10 protein-coding genes are annotated in these 17,941 nt (G+C 45.9%); 3 read left to right on the top strand and 7 right to left on the bottom strand.

The window, feature by feature from the left end:
• Window positions 1–60: 60 nt before the first annotated feature.
• Window positions 61–1,080 (bottom strand): vWA domain-containing protein, encoded by a 1,020-nt coding sequence (locus EL628_RS14370; RefSeq protein WP_126580625.1) that lies wholly within the window; start codon window positions 1,078–1,080, stop codon window positions 61–63.
• 702 nt (window positions 1,081–1,782) lie between these two features.
• On the opposite strand from EL628_RS14370, the gene EL628_RS30800 reads away from it, so the two are divergent.
• Complete coding sequence (locus EL628_RS30800) at window positions 1,783–1,905, top strand: hypothetical protein (protein WP_281276542.1); 123 nt, start codon at window positions 1,783–1,785, stop codon at window positions 1,903–1,905.
• 145 nt (window positions 1,906–2,050) lie between these two features.
• On the opposite strand, the gene EL628_RS14375 is transcribed toward EL628_RS30800, so the two are convergent.
• Complete coding sequence (locus EL628_RS14375) at window positions 2,051–2,728, bottom strand: hypothetical protein (RefSeq protein ID WP_126580626.1); 678 nt, start codon at window positions 2,726–2,728, stop codon at window positions 2,051–2,053.
• Between the two features lie 610 nt (window positions 2,729–3,338).
• Here EL628_RS14375 and EL628_RS14380 point away from each other — a divergent pair.
• On the top strand, window positions 3,339–3,662 hold the full coding sequence (locus EL628_RS14380) for a hypothetical protein (protein ID WP_126580627.1): 324 nt from the start codon (window positions 3,339–3,341) through the stop codon (window positions 3,660–3,662).
• Between the two features lie 561 nt (window positions 3,663–4,223).
• On the opposite strand, the gene EL628_RS14385 is transcribed toward EL628_RS14380, so the two are convergent.
• From EL628_RS14385 to EL628_RS14405, 5 genes are all read right to left on the bottom strand, one after another.
• On the bottom strand, window positions 4,224–5,366 hold the full coding sequence (locus tag EL628_RS14385) for a beta propeller repeat protein (RefSeq protein ID WP_126580628.1): 1,143 nt from the start codon (window positions 5,364–5,366) through the stop codon (window positions 4,224–4,226).
• Window positions 5,367–5,634: 268 nt separating this feature from the next.
• A complete protein-coding gene (locus EL628_RS14390) occupies window positions 5,635–6,192 on the bottom strand; it encodes a Dps family protein (RefSeq protein WP_126580629.1) in 558 nt (185 codons plus the stop codon).
• Between the two features lie 106 nt (window positions 6,193–6,298).
• A complete protein-coding gene (locus tag EL628_RS14395) occupies window positions 6,299–9,319 on the bottom strand; it encodes an FtsX-like permease family protein (RefSeq protein WP_126580630.1) in 3,021 nt (1,006 codons plus the stop codon).
• A 354-nt stretch (window positions 9,320–9,673) separates the two neighbouring features.
• Window positions 9,674–10,177 (bottom strand): pyridoxamine 5'-phosphate oxidase family protein, encoded by a 504-nt coding sequence (locus EL628_RS14400; protein ID WP_126580631.1) that lies wholly within the window; start codon window positions 10,175–10,177, stop codon window positions 9,674–9,676.
• Window positions 10,178–10,450: 273 nt separating this feature from the next.
• Window positions 10,451–15,772 (bottom strand): HEAT repeat domain-containing protein, encoded by a 5,322-nt coding sequence (locus tag EL628_RS14405; protein ID WP_126580632.1) that lies wholly within the window; start codon window positions 15,770–15,772, stop codon window positions 10,451–10,453.
• Window positions 15,773–16,237: 465 nt separating this feature from the next.
• Here EL628_RS14405 and EL628_RS14410 point away from each other — a divergent pair, with 465 nt between their 5' ends.
• The gene (locus tag EL628_RS14410; protein WP_126580633.1) at window positions 16,238–17,893 is read left to right on the top strand and encodes a glycoside hydrolase family 3 protein; all 1,656 of its coding nucleotides are present in this window, start codon (window positions 16,238–16,240) and stop codon (window positions 17,891–17,893) included.
• Window positions 17,894–17,941: the final 48 nt, after the last annotated feature.

The following is a 17,941-nucleotide window of genomic DNA, read 5'->3' on the forward strand; positions in this document are numbered from 1 at the left end:
TTTCTTATTAACATTCCATCTGACCTCTACCAATAAAGAGAGTATACATTCAGAAAGCGATCAAGAAAAGATTTCTTTCTCATCATATTGAAACACTGTTTTAAAGACATCTTCCAGTAGCGAGGTGTGGTTGATTTGCAGACATAATTTGCCCTCAGTAATCTGGTGCTGAATATAGCCCCATGATAGAGTTGGATCATTTGTCGAAAATTCTGAAGCAACCTCTAACATCTTTTGCACCCCAGCTGGCCATTTAGGATATGCAGGTTGAATGAATCCGGTCAAAATATCCTGCCTGGCAATCACACAAGAGATAATAATAATACCTCGCTTTTTCAGCAACTCAGCAGTTAATAAGGTGCGCTTCGATTGCAAAAATTCGCCATCGGAAATAATCACAAGGACTTTCTTTTTATCCTCATATCTTTTATCAATAAAGCGGATAGCGGCTTTATCCAACGTTTGTTCGAATGGTGTTCCTCCAAACATAATTTTATCTGCTGTTGCATATTGAGTATCTACACCTGGAATTTCGTAAGATATATCTTGCAAAGGCCTCACAACTTCTCGCATAGATGCAAGTTGAATCCAATAGGGTAGATTCTCGCTGACTTGTTCTTCAAAATGTTCTATAAAAACCGCTTTTATCGTATTTTCTACTAATGGCTTGAGAATATCCCACCCTACTTTGCGTATAAGACGTTCTGTTTTGAGTCTTGATTTTTTTTTATCTATTCTCGCAAAAATCCTACGTCTATCATAGTTTAACCTTTGTATATGGTAATTTATTGACAATGCAATATTTTGAGTTACTTCTTTCTCAAGAGCATTTAGAATTTCTGCACCAATATCTAAAGCTTTTTCTTTACTTAGATTTTCCACAAGTTCAGATAAGCTAAAACCAAGAGTCATTCCTTTTAATGCTGCCGTCGTAAATTCTTTAGCAAACGAATCCACAAGATTACGAATGATACTGACATAATACTCTTTATGCTTTTCAAAATCATTTTTTGCTTTTTGATAAACATCGTTTGTATAACGTTGTGAGGACTTGTTAGAAATTTCTGTGATTTTTTGCATCTGTCTTCCAACAAAATCACGGAGGTAACGAGCAAGCCAGTCTGGAGGTTGGATGCGTGCAAGTTTATACCGCAAACTCTGGTGCAAATGGTTAGTGGCAGATCTATAGAGCTCATCACAGAGATATTTTCTCAATTCTTCATAGGCATCATCAGTAATAACGGCATTGTCAATGATTTCACCAGCATATTCTTTCCATCTTTGATCTAATTGTTGTTAGAAATTAGCTAATTTTTGAGGAGAAGGCAGGAGTTCTGCAAGAGCTAAAACATCACACACAACATGGTGAACTTTCCATTGCTGTACCTCACCTGGTATGTGATGATCCTTTTGAAAGCTAGCATCACCCTTTTGGTTTACATGTATCTCTGTTTTAAATCCCATCCCTAGACAAAAGATATCAGTCTCTTCCTCATCTTCCTCTCGGTACAGCCACAGTAAGTGGTGAAGAGCTCAAAAAGAGACGGCAAAATGAGCTCAGATTGAGCAACCTTCGCCGGTTAATGGAGTGCTACCATAATATAACTGGAGAGAAGAGAGTTTGCAAACTCTCTTCTTTTTTAGTGCGAAGAAGCTAATCATTTCTCATTTTTTCTATGTCATGCTATACTTTATTTTGTTGGAAATAACAGCTAACACTGTGAATACTAGAAAATAACTCCAACAAATTGCTGGAGTTATTTGAACAGAAAAGAGGCAAAAGTGGCGGAAGCGACTGCAACCACGAAGCAGATTGAAAATGATACGTATGCTCCTGATGGTCTTGAGAAAGATGCTCGCGAGACCGCCACCGCTAGCGAAGCTGTACGTTTGATCACTGAATAGTCACAATATTGGGTATTTTAAAGAGTATATGACTATTTGTCTATGCACAATAGATAAATAGTCATATACTCTTAGCTTGCTGTCAATCTCTTGCTATGTATTTGAGGGAAGAATCAGGTTTTTTGCGATGAGTCGGTGCTCATTTTTATAGGGGAAGAGGTGGCAGCGATCCGCAGAACGTTATTGGTACACCACCCAGACCTAAGTTTGAAGTAAAACCTCCACCCTGTGCACCGCAAACGTCTACTACAAAATTAGGTACAGAATTCAGCACATTACCCAGAAGATAAGATATAACCCCGCTAAAGGGCAATAAAGCTGGGTAAGCAACTGTAATCGAAGCAACGATAGCTCCTGCAGCTACTGGACCAAAACCTTGCAAGGCCTTGGCTGTATCTAAAGGAAAGTACAACCCGAAGGCATATGGTACCTGGAAAATGCCGGGGCCAGCAGTATATATTCTGACTGTGATGCTACCAATACCAGGTACAAAAATATAAGGATTTACTTTCCCATTAGAAGTTGTGTTAGAGACTGTAATTGTGCGTGTCTCAGTATGAACTTGATCAGGATGTTCCAGTGCATAGGCATATTCGGCTTTCGCTTGCTCTAGTTTATCCTGAGGTATCTTCTCTAGTGCATCTTTAAGTGGCGAAGAGAGATCTGAAGTATTCCCAATAGGAACAAAAACTGAGGTTTGTGAGTCAGCAACGTGCTCAATAGGGTGAGCGCTTGCAACTCCTCCCAGTGTAAAAAGTGCTGAAAGCATTGTTGCTATAAAAGCAACTAGCAAAAATTTCTTAAGTGGATACAAGTGCATCATTTTATGCTCCTCTGTTGATTCTTTACAATACGAATGTTCATCAATGTCTTAGAGTGCTAATCTGAGGTGTGCATAGAATTTGGCTATTTGCACGGCAGATTAGTTACTCTGGTTGACTTCCCTGCTAAAGACAGCAAACCTTGTGTAAGAACCTTTGCTAGCATAACATGATATATATATATATGTCAATAATATTCCCATAGAAAAAGCCTTTGATTTTTAAATATATATATCTATGATTATATTTTTTAGGGCATAACAGATGGTTAATTAAGAATATATTAAAAATGGAGGATTGCACGAGGAGGTAATGATATAAATCCTCTAAGTGATAAAGGGCTCATAAATACTCTACAAAATAGGCTAAATGAAGTGGCTTTTAAAAGGTAATTCGGTTCTACTACTGATCAAAGCTTTCAAGTAGGCTTGAATAGTTTCTAGATGTTCTAATAGTATTTCTTTGACAATGACAACGAAATCTGATATAAAAAGTGATGGGTAGAACACCACTAATTGGTGAAGACCTCTTCATTTGACCATGCTTTTCCAGGTCTTTTTGAACTCTTCCTACTCGATATGGCCCTACCTCGTCGATAGAAAGGAAAATTTTATGAGTCTTACTATTATCTGTTTTTATATTGTCCTTATTTTAGGATCTATACTCTATTTTTCTGGAATGAAAATTGAAAAAGATAAAAGTAGCCCCATACTTATGCTGCGTATTAAGGATGAAGGGAGCAGCTTAAAAAGGGTTGTTTCGTTTATCATTATGGACATAGGTCTATTTGGAGTCGTTATCTCTGGAAGCCTTGGTATTGATAGCATACTTAATAGAATTGGCTACCTCTCTATTCTAGTTGTTTTTGTCTTTCGATCGTATAAGTTTCAATATGAACTTTTTTCAAATTATATCAAAATCCGGAAGAAAGACTGATGGATTTGCAGCCTATCCAAAGAGTATTGTGCGAGCCTTTCGCGACAAGCAATCTGAGCAGACAGGGAGAGGCTGCGACCCATTGCTGATCCGATGGCTCCCCAACGGCAACCAGGGCGACCACGCAAACATGCCTTGCCCGACCCAATGGCCCCCAAGCAGTCCAAGGGGCGGCCTCGGAAAAGTGCTTGAGCTCATTCACCACGTAATGTGGTTCTACCCATCAAGTCGAAGATGTTCTGTTCCTCGAGGGTTTGCAAAAACAGCAAGTACTTGAGTTTTCACTGACTTTACCATATTTTTGTCTGCTCCCTTTCAATTAAATATCATAGTATCTACTATCTTATCTCTCTTTGCACCTATGGCTTCTATATTATATACGCTTAATAATGCAGTACTTTTTATTAAAATAACATTAAAATAACGTTTAAATCTTATTTTAATGTCTTATATGCCCTTAAGACAACATAATCCTGGTCTTTATATTTATAGCAATCTAAAGGAGGGTGCAGGAAAACCAAAATTTTGGTTTTCCTGCACCCTCCTTTAAGGGGTAAACATTTACACAATGGTATAATGGATGGTGGTCCAGGTGTGGCCGCCGTCAGTTGTGTGATACAGGACAGCATTTGCGGTATCGGTAATCCAGCCCTGATTGGCATTGATAAAGCTCATTTTGTCTGCGGTACTTGCCAATGTCGCAATCTTGCTCCAGTTGCTGGCACCAGTGGTGTTTGCATATAAAGCGCCCTTATCCAGGGCCCAATAATGGGTTTCATCGGCAATATAGATGTCATGTGTATCAAAATCTTTAGTATAGCTGGCATACCAGCGTCCACCGTCATTGCCCGAAGAGTACATTGCCAGCCATTGGCCTGCGCTAGAGCTCACATGAACGGGCATCAGACCAGTCCAACCAATGAAGACTGGAGGGGTCGTCTCATAAAAGGCATCGGTTACACCGGCCAGAGGAGGAAGATTATTATCGGCCCAGGTTACCCCACCGTCATTACTCCGCTCAACCAGGACACTATCAGTGAGCGCTCCTACGCTATGCGAAATCCAGCCCTGCTGCGTATTCTCAAAAGTAGGGCCAGCCTTCTGACCACTGAGCGAGAGACTGCCTGGAGCCTGAGCAATAATTTTCCAGGTCTGTCCAGCATCGTTTGTATGATAGAGATGCACTCCCTGACTGCCTGCCCCAGCACTGAGATTGACCAGTAACCAGCCATGTTTGTCATCCACAAAATTAGGGCGATCCGCCAGGCCCACGGCATCAGAATCATTGATGGTAACCGAAGTCCAATTCTTTCCAGCATCAGTTGTATGCCAGACAACAATATGCAGGCCTCCACTACTGCCACTTATTGAGGCTGGCACGACAACCCAGGCGCGTTGAGCTGTCTGAAAAGTGCTTTCAGCTTTATCGCCACCGCTCGCCATCGCACTCGGAGGGGTCACATCGGACCACTGCTGCCCACCATTCAGCGTATGCAGAATGGCATGCTTTGTCAGAGCCCAGCCACTATTGGCATCCACCAGACGGACCTGTGTCAATGGCTCAGCAATCTTTGCAGGCAGAGGCCCCCCATCACCTGTGCCAATCGGCTCCTGACCACAGGCAGACAAAAGGCAGGCTCCAACAAAGAAGAGCAACATGAATACGGCTGCCGAGGAACGGCTTAATAAATGTTTGTATTTCACTCTGATTAGTCCCTTTGCATATATATTTTTAATAAGTCCAATTACATCTGTTTTCGTCCTTGACATCTGTTTTTGTCCTTGATGACAATACTATAGCAGAGAAAATGCAGATAGACTATGTGTTATCTCACTGTTTTTCAGTAATCTTTAAAACATTAATCAAGGTAAGAACTTTTACTTCACAAAATAGATTGCCAGGAAGAGCTCGACATAACGATGTTTTCGTCATGTCGAGCTCTTCCTGGCTTTGCCCCCTAAACCCTGGAGCTTAGTTCGCGTTATCCTGGCCCTGCACAATCTCGTACAAAAACCACTTCCGGCGCTCGGTCTCATCGAGGAGTACTTCAAGCTCATTACTGGTGGCATAATCATGATTATCTTCACAGATCATACCTGCGGCACGCAACATTTGCGCCATATGCGTATTATCCTGGAGTAATTGGCGAACCATCTCTGCCGGATCAACCAGATCGGCATTATTATCCTGAATGGTCTGTAGCTGGCTAATATGACCAATGCTACGAATGGTCGTTCCACCGATCCGTCTCACCCGTTCAGCCATCGTATCAATGGAGGCGAGCAGAGCAGCAGCATGCTCATCAAAAAGCAGATGATAATCGCGGAAATGCGAGCCCTCAAGATGCCAATGAAAATTTTTCGTTTTCGTATAGAGGGCAAAAGCATCAGCAATAAGCGGGTTGATCACATCCGTAACATGCTTTACCTCCTCTGGTGTAAGGTCTGTGACCGTAGCTAGAGGAGGTGGCACCGGGAAGGATTTGATGCTACTCGAAGATTGAGCCTGCGTCTTTTGCTTAGTTGTCATAGAAATCCTCTCTCGCTAGAATACTTCACACCTTCAAAGTCTATGAATATTCTGCCAGGAAACGCAAACTGAACAATCTTCGTATCAACTTATCCAGATAGAACCTTTAATCAACGTTTAGCCGTAACGTCTGACTCATCGACGGACGTGATACAAGGTACACAATGAGGAGAAGTGTGAGAATACTAATGCCCAAAATCCCCCCCAGGAGATACCCCAACGACGGCGACAACACAAATTGGAGCGGTGGAAGATCACTCTGAAGATTCACCCCATTAGACACAGCAATGTTGGTCCCATTAAAAGCAATAACGCTGGTAAGAATAAGGGCTGGCATTGCCATATAAGAGAGGAGCGCCCCCGCCAGGATTCCAAGCGCAAAGATGATGATATAGACAATACTCTGCTCCCAACTCAACACACCAGCCAGTTGCCCAGGAGCCGAGCCCAGCGCTCGCAACAGTGCAAAACTACTTAAACGACCAGTGGCAACGATCCAGGATGTCAGCAAACTCCCAAACAGAGCAAGAAAGAGTGGAGTAAATGTGCCAATAAGCAGAATACCCCGTAAAGCCAGATAGAGGGGATCATGTTGGAGAACACTAATAAATTGAGCACGATCGGCCAATGGCGTCTCAGGCGTGAGATGCTTCAAGAGATCTTTATGTAATAATCCCAGATTTGCACCAGGCTTTGCACGCAGCCAGACATAATTCAATGTACGCTCGGCTGGGAGATAGCTATGATCTTTGCTAAGGAGCGATACCGCTTTGCCATACTGTTGATTATAGGTCTGATAATCAACTAAAATAGTTGAATGGGTGCTATTATCAATATTTCCCGCATCGAGTGCATCAAATGATGGGATATGCGAAACGCTGTCGATGATAAAAAAGGTGAGACCTACAGTGGTACCTCTGTCAGGTGGGGTAGTAGGATCGACAGTGGCATTGCTACTACCAGGATTTGATACATAGATAGAGAGGCTAAATGCCATGTGCGGTTGGAGATGGAGGGCTTTTAATGTAGCTGCATCTACTATTGCGGGAATGATTGAAGTCACTTGGGCCTTCTTGCGCTGCGCTTTTAAGCTCGTCATCAACGAGGGCAATGATTTGGAAGCAGGCAGGAACGACCATTTTGATGATTGAGCATAGGTATCTACATCAACAGCTTTCACCGTCGCATTCAGATTATCTCTAAAAAAGACATCCACATTCCCCAATGAAGCTCGTTCTACTCCCGGAAGGGCGCGATAGACTGCCGTCTGCTCAGCCAGATTCGTGCTTTGAACGTCGGGTATGCTCCCACTAAAGTCAGTCCCTACTTGATAATCGGCAATATCAACGATACGCTGAGACTGTGAGGCGGTAAACACAAGGGTAAAGATGGCAAAGGCCGTTGCCAGCGTGAGCAGCAACATCGTTCGCAAGGCTCGCTGCGGCGAACGGGACATTTGAGCCAGGGCCAGCATCGAAGAAACACTCCCACGGCGGCTCGCCAGGCTGGTCATCCAACGGAGCAGAACAGGAAAACAGCGCAGAAAGAAAAGAACACAGGCTAAGAGAAAAAACGCTGAGGCCAGGAGGGCCAGAGGGGCCAGGGTCTGGGTGCTTGCCTGACCATTGAGAGCGCTGGCGGTCGTTGCATAGCGCGCATAGCCGTATCCTCCAAGAGCTAAAATAGCCAGAGCAATATCAAGATAGAAGCGCTGCCAGACAGGCCGACGACTTGAACGGGCCGCCTCTCGGCGAAGAGCCAGTACGTCATAACCGGTTTCGCGAAAGATTGCTGCAAGGATTCCAAGCAACGTAATTGTCACGGCCAGTAACGCGTAAGGCCAGATAGCGATCACAAGATTCAAGAGATTCCCATTCAAAGGAGCAAGCAGGTCGAGATCACTCGCTGGCAGAATACGAGCCACCAGTTCATGGGTAAGTGGAAGAGAGAGAAATGGACCAATCAATAAGGCGATCAGCGCCAAGAGAACACTCTGGATCGCAAACAGGCCGAAAATCTGGCGTCGACTGGCTCCACGACTTCGCAACAGAGCAATCGCATCCAATCGTTGTTCAACCAGGAGTTCAGCAATGAGCGAAACAAAAAGAAGAACCATGCCAACAATCAGTAAGAGGAGCAGGTCGACTGAGACAAGGGCCAGGTTAATACGATCACGATAGGCTGCCAGATCATTCGATGGCGTTTTCGTCTGTATTAATTGAATCTGCGCGGGACTATTTGCGGCATCAGCAGTAAAATTATGGATACCATCAATAAGTTGGTTCAAACGAGTGACATCCAGGCGATCTCCAATGATCTGGTAGATCCAAAAGAAGTCTGGAGCAGAATCAAAGCTCGATTCAGTTGCGCCAGGATCACTATAGGCTTTCGATAAGACTTCGGTCGTAGTCAAGCACGTTGAAAGAAGGCGCGATGCATTAATATTGTTCAATGCAACAGATTGAAAGACCTCTCCTTGCCAGTATGGATCGGTGTTTGAGCGAGGTGTTACGATCCCGCTTACACGCAAAGTCCAGATAGTTGATGACAGAAGAGAAGGAGTGATTCTGCTCACATCCCCCACATTGAGGTGGAGCTTCTGAGACATCTGGGGTGTAATAACAATCTCTACCACATTCGCTTGAGAAGAGACTTGAGGTAAAGCCCCACTGACAAGATGGACATGAGAAGCCAGAGTAGCTTGAGGAAAGCCATCCAGAACATCGGTATTGCCACTAGACTCTGACTGTTGCTGATCACCTGTCAGGACGGTAACTCCCGCACGCATGTATTGCTGAGAGGTAACGTTGGTGCCAAAATCTCTGCTCGCAATCTGCTGTAAGATTCTGTTTGAGTTTTCAACGTTTTGTGGAGTGATCGTTGGTACTTTCCCTTGCAACCAGATCGTTGCATGACCAGAATCATCCGTAAGAAAATTCCGTAAACTGGCATTCAAGGTAATCTGAGCATAAAGCGGACCGGTACAGACAATCACAACAGCGGCAATCATCCCTATACCAAGTAGAAAGAGGAGACGCCACGTCTGGCGTACTTGCCAACCAGCTAAAGTCAGAAGCGGCAATAATCGCTGCTGGCTATGCTGCTGAGTCCTGGCCGAGATCTTCATTGCAGGAGGATTCCTCTCTAAAAATAGCCTTCTTTGATAAAGAAATAGGGCATCTATTCATCTTCTCAACTTCTATAACACTTATAAGCAAAAGATCGATAGTACGTCTAGCGCCTTGCAAAAAGGAAATGATGTAAACCTGAAGAGGAAGCCATCACGAAAAGGAAGTCCACAATGTGCTAGTAAAGCGGCTTCAGCACTGGTGGGAGATCCGTTTGGAGTTCGTCGCTCTTGCTCGAAGATGTTTGGGACTGAGCGGGGAGCCGAGATAAAACAAACAGTGATCACTCATACTTCCCCGGTAAAGAAGGTATGAGTGATCACCATCCTACGCGTGTGAGTGGCGCAAAAAATCTATTGCAAGTGCAACTTCTGATTTTCGCCACTAGAATCTTGTCCGCCGGTAGCCAGCCCCTTGACCACTGAATAAAGAGCTCCCATTTTTCCCGCTGGAGCATCCCAGTATTCCGCATCTGTTACTCTGACTTTAAGCAGCGCCAGATCTGGATCATCCTCCCCTTTTGGAAACCATGCCTTGAAAAAAGGCTTCCAGAGATCCTTAATCTTCTGTCGATCACGGATCAGTTGAGCCGTTCCAGAGACGGAAACAAACAGGTTGTCGTCGGACCCGATATAAGCAATATTCACATGATGTTCGCGCTGCAATTCTTCAACTTTAGGGGTACTTGCTTGCGTAAAAAACCAGAGATCGCCATCAAATTCGATCTCTTGCGTTGCCATTGGACGGCTATGCAGTGAACCATCTGGTTCATGGGTCGTCATCATAGCAATACGAATACCTTTAATTTTCTCCCACAGGAGCTTTTTATTATCGGCATGTGCTGCAGATTGACTCATATTTCACTCCAATCTTCCTTCACAAACGAGGAACTATGCCTCTCTCTCCAGGTATATCTGAGATGAACACGCTACAAAGCCGTGTTGAGATGCACTACCTAACCTCGCTTGCACTACAAACTGTTGAGTTAAAAACGCTCGACACCTGCAACATAAGGCATACAAACTGTTGAGTTCAAAGAGCTCACCATCCTCAACATAAGGCATCCAAACTGTTGATAACACAAAAAGGCTGGTCCAAACATTCCTGTTGAACCAGCCAGTCGGTAAGGTCTAGCGCCGTTGCTGATTATTATTCACGGTTGGTGCTGATGAAATATCAGCGACACGACGTTGAAACTCCAGATGGCGCTGCTTAAGTTGCTCCAGTTGAATTCCTAACTGATTTTTTTCGCGCATTAATTGCTCAATTTTATTAATCTGAGTGCTTTTCTCACGCGATAATTGCTCAATCGTGGTCCTTAACATACTGCGCTCTTTCTGAGCATTCTCGGCCTCGATACGCAAGGCTTCTCTCTCTCGAAGAACCTTTTGGAGTTCGTCACCTCGATCGCTATGTTCCTGCTGAACCTTTACCAGTTCATCTTCAAGATCTTTGGCGCGTCCCTTCTCATTAAGAATCTGGGCAGTTGCCTGTGCAATATCGCGTTTGAAGGTCTCTTGCATTTTGAACTTTTCGGCCTGGAGCTGTGCAATCTGAGGCTCGTAGCGTATCCCTAAGAGAATATTAAAGAGCTCACGTACTTCAACATCATTCGCATTAGCCGCTCTTAACTCCAATAATCTCTCAATATTCCAGTTTCCACTCGCGAGCAGACCCCCCAATGAACGCAAGGCCAGGGCGAGTTGATCTGGATAACGTGGTGTACCATCAGTGGTATCCATTCCATAACTCGTCACATGCGCTGCATCATGGACAATCACTTCTGTTGGCGAGACCATTGCAAGAAGAGCCGCCAGTTCAGCCTGGAATTCCGCGCTAATTTCTGGATCGTTATACAATTTCAGTAAGAGGCTATGCGTCTTCTTGCTGAGCAGCAGGAGGCTATAGCTTAATTGCTTTTGAGGTACGATAGACTCTTTGAGAGCCTGCACAAAGCGTTCAGCAATAGTATCTTCACCCAGGAGAAACAGAAGCGCTAAGACACGGAGATTCGTATCTTGCATCTGATTGTTCTGGATATAATCCACCAGTTCCTGCACCATCTCACTGTCTGCATAGGATTTGGCAGACTCATCATGAATACGCTCGAGTAGCAGCGAGACAGCCATTGCCGTGTCATCATGACGCTGACTTATCAACAATGAAATAAGCTCATCCTTAATGACCTCTGTGCGCATCGCATGGAAAATTTCTAGCGCAGCTTCACGACGAGCTTGATGGCTACGATCACTATGTGCACTCCAGATAAAAGGGAGGGCAGGCACGCCAATCTCACCAAGGACCGCTCTGGCAACCTGTGACAACAACGGATCTGGTGAGGTGATAAGATCACCCAGACGAGGCACAGCCACGGCTCCCAGGCGCGTCAAAGCTACTTCAGCTCCTGGTCGTTGCTCTTCATTTAACAGCGATGTAACTAATTCATCCAGGACGAGCTGTTGATACATGGGATTCTGAGCCAGACGCACAAGACAAATTGCCGCGTCATTACGCAACCGTGAATCACCCAACGCCTCGAGTAAGGCTGGCACACTCTTATCAGCCAGGTCGACTGTTAAGACCCCCCCAAGCACCTCACGAGCCCGAACCGGGAGCGGGGGATAGAAAAGTTTAATAACCTCTCGCAGAACAGCTTGCTCATCAAGACTCTGACGGACAAGGGTCGCCATAATACGTTGAGCAGATTCGCGAGCCAGGCTTCGCACATCATCCAGGCCTGCGAGTAAGAACCGCAGAATCGCCACGCCAAATTGGGGGAGAATCTCAGCTGCAATCGGCTCGCGCTCAGGATGCCCTAATAGATTGACAAGCGCTGGAATTGCCTGGTCTGGATATTTGAGCAAGAAACTACTAATAATCTGGCGTAAGGCAGGATCATCCAATCCCAGGAGAAGGGCAGGAACAACCAGTTCTTCTGGCAATTGCTCCAGTGCCTCATAAACAGTCTCCCGAACCTGTTTCTTTGGATACAACAGATTGCGCACCAGAACCTGAGCCGCCTCAGGACCTCGAGCCTTAAAGATCGCCAGAATCTGCTGACGCTGTGTCGAGCTACATTGTTCAAGCGCTTTGAGCAATGCTTTGCCTGGGAAGGGGGCAATCCCTAAAATTGCTCTCTGAAATCGCTTGACCAGTGTCTTATCTCGGCTATCAAGCGCTGCGATCAGCCCCTCCAGAGCCCCCTCGCCCAGCTGACTCAAGGCGGTAATCGCCTCTTCATACACTTGAGGCTGGGAAGCGCCAGCCGCTTGTAGAAGTGGTGCCACAACCCCTGCTTCTGAGAACGTACTTAATGCTCGAATCAAAGTGATTGCTAAGAGAGCCAGTTCAGGATCTAAAAGCACACTCCCAAGCAGATCGATTAAAGCTGGCACAGCCCGGGGATCATGAATGGTCTCCAGAACCTTCACCAACAACAAAGTTCGCTCAGGCACAATATCAGATAGCGCCTGAATAGCTGGCTGCACCGCTGAGCTGCCCGCACTTGACAGAATCTGAGCCGCTCGCTCAGCACTCACTTCAGATGGTGCATGCTGCACAAGATCAATCAAGCCACCAATACTGTCAGGTGCATATGCAATCAAGGCCTGTGAAACACGCTGCTGAACCGAAGGAAAGGGATCACCAACCAGATCTAGCAGGGCTGGAATAGCTTGTGGGCTCTGGAAGGACTGCAACAGCCCAACAACGCGCACTCTTACAATCTCTGATGTATTCTGCACTTGTTCCAACAGAATCGGGATAACCATCACCCCAATAGCCAGTAGCGCCTGCTCAACATGACGAAGAGCAACTTCATTCTGCGAGGGCAGATAACGCAGAAGCGCCTCAATAACCTTTGCCCAGCGCTTATCGCGAATATTCAAACCCTCGGTTTTCCGAGCTTGCTCCACTAATAATTCACGAGTTTGTTTCTGTACTTCTGGTTCATGTTGATATTGCGAAGTCAAGAGAGGCAAGATTCCATCCAGAATCTGCTCATATTGAAGCAAAGAAAGTTGGCGAAGAGGGTCCTGCTCATTCATGAAATACCCCAGAATGACCAGGGCCGCGCGATGGACACCTGCAATAACAGCAGTAGGCGTTCGCTCTTCAAGCTGCTCTAAAAGGGCCTTGAGAACCAGCCCGGCCCCTAAATGAGTAAGAGCATTAGTGGCTCGCTGATAGATGAGATAGTCGGCATCGCGAAGACGCGCCAGCAGAGGAGTCACAGCCTCAGCAGCATTTGTGCCACCAAGAATATTTACAGCGACAGCACGTAAACGTAAACTACGTTCAAATTCAGGAAGACTTAAAGCAGTAGCCTGAGGAACAACAAGAGCTCCAAAACTGGCCAGGATGCGGGTCAACCTCCTGACATGAACCTCATAGGCAGGAACATCCACAATATCTTGTAAAAAATCAAATAGAAGCGTCGCCACCCTCGACTGATCCAAGAGCGCAAAAAGCTGTTCACTCTGTTCAACCAGGAGGAGTGGGAGAAGGGATCGATAGATCTCTGGCCCACCCTCAGCCGCACATTGTACAAAAGCCTGGGCAAGCTCTTCACAGATGCTTTGCTGCTGGAGGTATTGCTCAAACTCTTTCTGTAAGGATTGAGGAAAGATCAATGGTGGCTGATTGGGAGAGAGCGTCGCAGGTACAGCAACGCCTACGCTGAGTAGTGTCAATGCCAGAGATTGTGCAATCAGAGAAACATGTTCTTGAGCCCCCGCCGCAAAATGTTGGGCTAACTCAAAGGGTTCATTAAGGAGCCCAGCCCAGATAACAACGATCTGGCTCCAGAAGCCTGGCTGCCCCAACAGTTCTGGCTGAAAAAACTCAGCATCAATTGAGGATTGTTCCAGCACTGCCTGAAAAGCCTCGGCCACCAGGTAATCCGCCAATTGAGCATGCTGAAAACTTAATACCCCATCAGCACTGACTTCAATCAACGCCGTAGAGAGAGCCACTTGAAGGATAGGGACCAGATCAATCTGCTCATCTAACCCCAACCCGACACCATTGGTAAAAGGGCCAGACGCTGCATGTTCTTGCAACCAGGTAAGGATAGCTTCAGCCAACTGTGTGAAGCCAAACGGGAGTCCTCCATCGCGTAACTCATCAGGGAGAGCGGCTGTCATTGGCAACTGGAGAGCAAAGCGATCACCGGTCCAGAAAGCTGCACAGGCGACCACTTGTAAGAAGTAGGCGACATCTTGCGCCTCTGGAGCAGGCTCCTCCCAGCTATGCAAATGTTGCTCGAGAAGCTCAAACACATACGTGCGCCAGAGCAGCCCTCGTGTATCAACCTGCATGACTGCCGTAATCCCCTGCCGCTCAATAACACTCATCAGCGTTGTGAGCAGTAGAGGCGTGTTGCAATGATAGCCCAGATGGCTCTGTTGTAGAGCTTGTATAACCTGACCAGCAGTATAGCTCCAATCATCCTCTTGCTTCCCAATCGAACGTTCGACAAACTCACTCACCTGATCATCCTGCAAAGGCAAAAGATCAGCTCGATGGAGTAGCCCATCTTCAACTAATTGTACAAGCTCTGGATGAGAGACATAATCGACTTCGCGAGCGGTCAGGACAAAAAGATTCCTTGTAGACTGCATCAGGGCAGCCAGCTCGCTGCCGATACGAGCTCGTAGTGCAAGATCCACCTCATCAAGCCCATCACAGAGAAAGAGAAGGCGACCTTGCCCAGCCAAACGACGGAGACTGGAGCGCAGGTATTCAAATCCCGGTAATTCGCTCTGCACCAGATATTCTAATAAGAGGCCAGAGCTTTCCTCATCTCCTAATCGACCGGCATGCTGGTTCAGAAAAAGGCTGTACTTCTTAAGCGACAGATAGATTGGGAGACGTGCATGAGCAAACGCACGTGAAGCAGACCGTTGGGAAGCTTGATAATGGAAAGCGCGTAGAGCCTGCGTCTTACCCGTTCCTGGCTCACCCAACAAGAGAATGCTCGTGTTCGGACGCTGCAATAACTCTAAGACATCGACTGGCTCAGCTGGCTTCTCTCCCGATGGCTGCTCATCAAACTCCTGTTTAGGCAGCGTCAGCAGCGCAGTTACAGGAAACGAGCGCTGATAGATCTCCTTCTGTAGTTGCTGAGTCGAACGAAGATACGCAAAAAGTGCCAATGGTTGGGCGGCCCAACCAAGAACAAGCGTCCCTACAACAAGTTCACTCAGAGGGACGAGCAGAAGAAGAGGGGCATGGACAGGCACCACCAATAAAGCCACCCACCTATTCGCAGCCGTCCCTAAGATCAAAAATGGATTAAAAGCGATAATGATAAGTATTTCAAAAACTGTTAATACACAAGCAAAGAGAAAACCATACACGAACCAGGCGAGAAGGCGTTGTCGCAACGTCCCCTGGATTAAGCGTTGTGGCACATGCACTGGTAACATAAATCCTGTCATTGATTTTTTCATCAAACCCCGTCCCTTTCCAAATCAAAAGAGTGGTACGAACAGTATAACTTAGTCCATTCAGATCAACAAGCACAAACCCCACAATAGGTAGGAAAGTCGCATCAAGATGAAACAATACAACACAGAACACCCCATCCTTACCTATACAAAGACAGTACCATCGAAGGAGGCCAATAAAGTACCATCAGGTGAGATTTTCAAGAAATAAAATCGTACCCAATGAGGCCACTAGCTTTTTTTATGCAAATATGTTTTACTCAGAAAGGATTGACAATCACCTAGTACTACGCCTTTTATGTTACAACTCATCTATGTGAAGCGTTCGTATGATGGAAGTTTGAAGAACTCAATCATCCTTTTATGGAATCATGCATAAAAACTGGTATCAAAAATCACAATCACAAGTAAACAAAAACTATGAATTTGCACATTGTTACTTGTTACTGTTGAAAGGGACCGCCAATCATGGAGCCGACCAATTCGTGGCCTGGCAAACAACAGAAGCCATTAGTACACTTGAACCGACGGCGTAAACCACAATTTAAACCGGCCTTTCATCTGGCGATGGGGGATTCAGATCCACAAACGGCACCCGAAGATGACCAGAAGGTGGGAAACCCGACAACAGAGAAGAGTGCATTGCAGGAAATGACTCCTTCTCATGCTTTTACCGAAAGAGAGACTCAGAAGTCACCTACTGTCCCGCTTCAGTCTGTTGTATCTCAGCAACCTCAGATCCATACGAATCAATCTCTGTCCCAGTCAGCGCTTGATCCCGCGCAGACTATTCTTGATACGATTGATACACAGACTACGCATGCCCTCCCTCTTCTTCCTCAGACAGAGCCTTTTCAAAAACCATGGCCTATGAGCCGTGGCAAGGCCTTTTTCCTGATCTCCCTTCTCTGTTTGATCGTGCTACAGTTCTTCTCCACTGGAGCCAACGATTTTATTGGCCCCAGGGGCTGGGGGATTGTCCTATCGGGAACACAAGAAAATACTGATAAGAATCTGATAAAAAAGATTACCCAACAACTTCAACCCCAAAACGGGACACCGACAACGTTAACACCACAACAATATATCGATCAAATTATTAGTAGGATGAGCCTTGACCAGAAATTAGGTCAGATGATGCTGATTCAATTTATTGGCCCCGACTACTCACTTGATCTGAATGCTATGATCAGCCAGTATGGAGTGGGGGCTGCATTGATTTTTACAGCCAACCAGAATGTAGCGAGCAAGACTCAACTGACCAACTTAACCAGACAGATGCAACAGAATGCTCCTATCCCCATGCTCTTAGCCATTGATCAGGAAGGGGGAAAGGTTGACAGGCTCGTAACTATCGATGATCCACGCCCATCGGCAGCAAAGATTGCTGCAACGGGCGATCCTGAGCAGGCAAAAGCAGCCGGGATGCAAGATGCACAAGATCTGTCTCAATATGGACTGAATGTGAACTTAGCACCAGTTGTAGATGTTGATACCTCCAATGCCTCCATCATTCATACCGAATATCGAGCATTTGGCAAGACAGCCGATGAAGTCACTCAGATGGCTGGAGCTTATCTCAACGGACTACAACAGAGCGGAAAAGTCTTTGGAACACTCAAACATTTTCCGGGCCTTGGACATGTCAATGGCGATCCTCACAGACAGATCACCCATCTCTCACTCTCACCAGATACGCTTCAGCAAGTGGATTGGGCCCCCTACCGTAATCTCATTCAACAGGGCAATGTTCATGCTATTATGGTTACCCATGAGTTTCTCACTCAGATCGACACCCAATTACCATCTTCGCTCTCCAGCAAGATTGTGCAGGGCATTCTACGCGATCAAATGGGCTTCAAGGGGGTCATTATGACGGATAGCCTGACAATGGATGGCATCACCAATCTCTATACTCCAGGACAGGCCGCAGCTTTAGCTATTGAAGCTGGCTCAGATCTGCTCATGGGAGCCTCCAGTCCAACTGCATTGCAACAAATGATTGATGGTATTAAAGATGCCATCAATGCAGGCACTATCAGCCAGCAGAGAATCGATGAATCGGTTCGCCGCCTGTTACAGATGAAATATGATCTCGGCTTGCTTCCTTTACCACGACAATAGTTGTCTGCATAACAATAATTTTTTCTAGCTCTACTTTTCTAGCTCTTA

Origin of the sequence: Tengunoibacter tsumagoiensis, assembly GCF_003967535.1 — a bacterium.
Lineage (GTDB): Bacteria > Chloroflexota > Ktedonobacteria > Ktedonobacterales > Ktedonobacteraceae > Tengunoibacter > Tengunoibacter tsumagoiensis.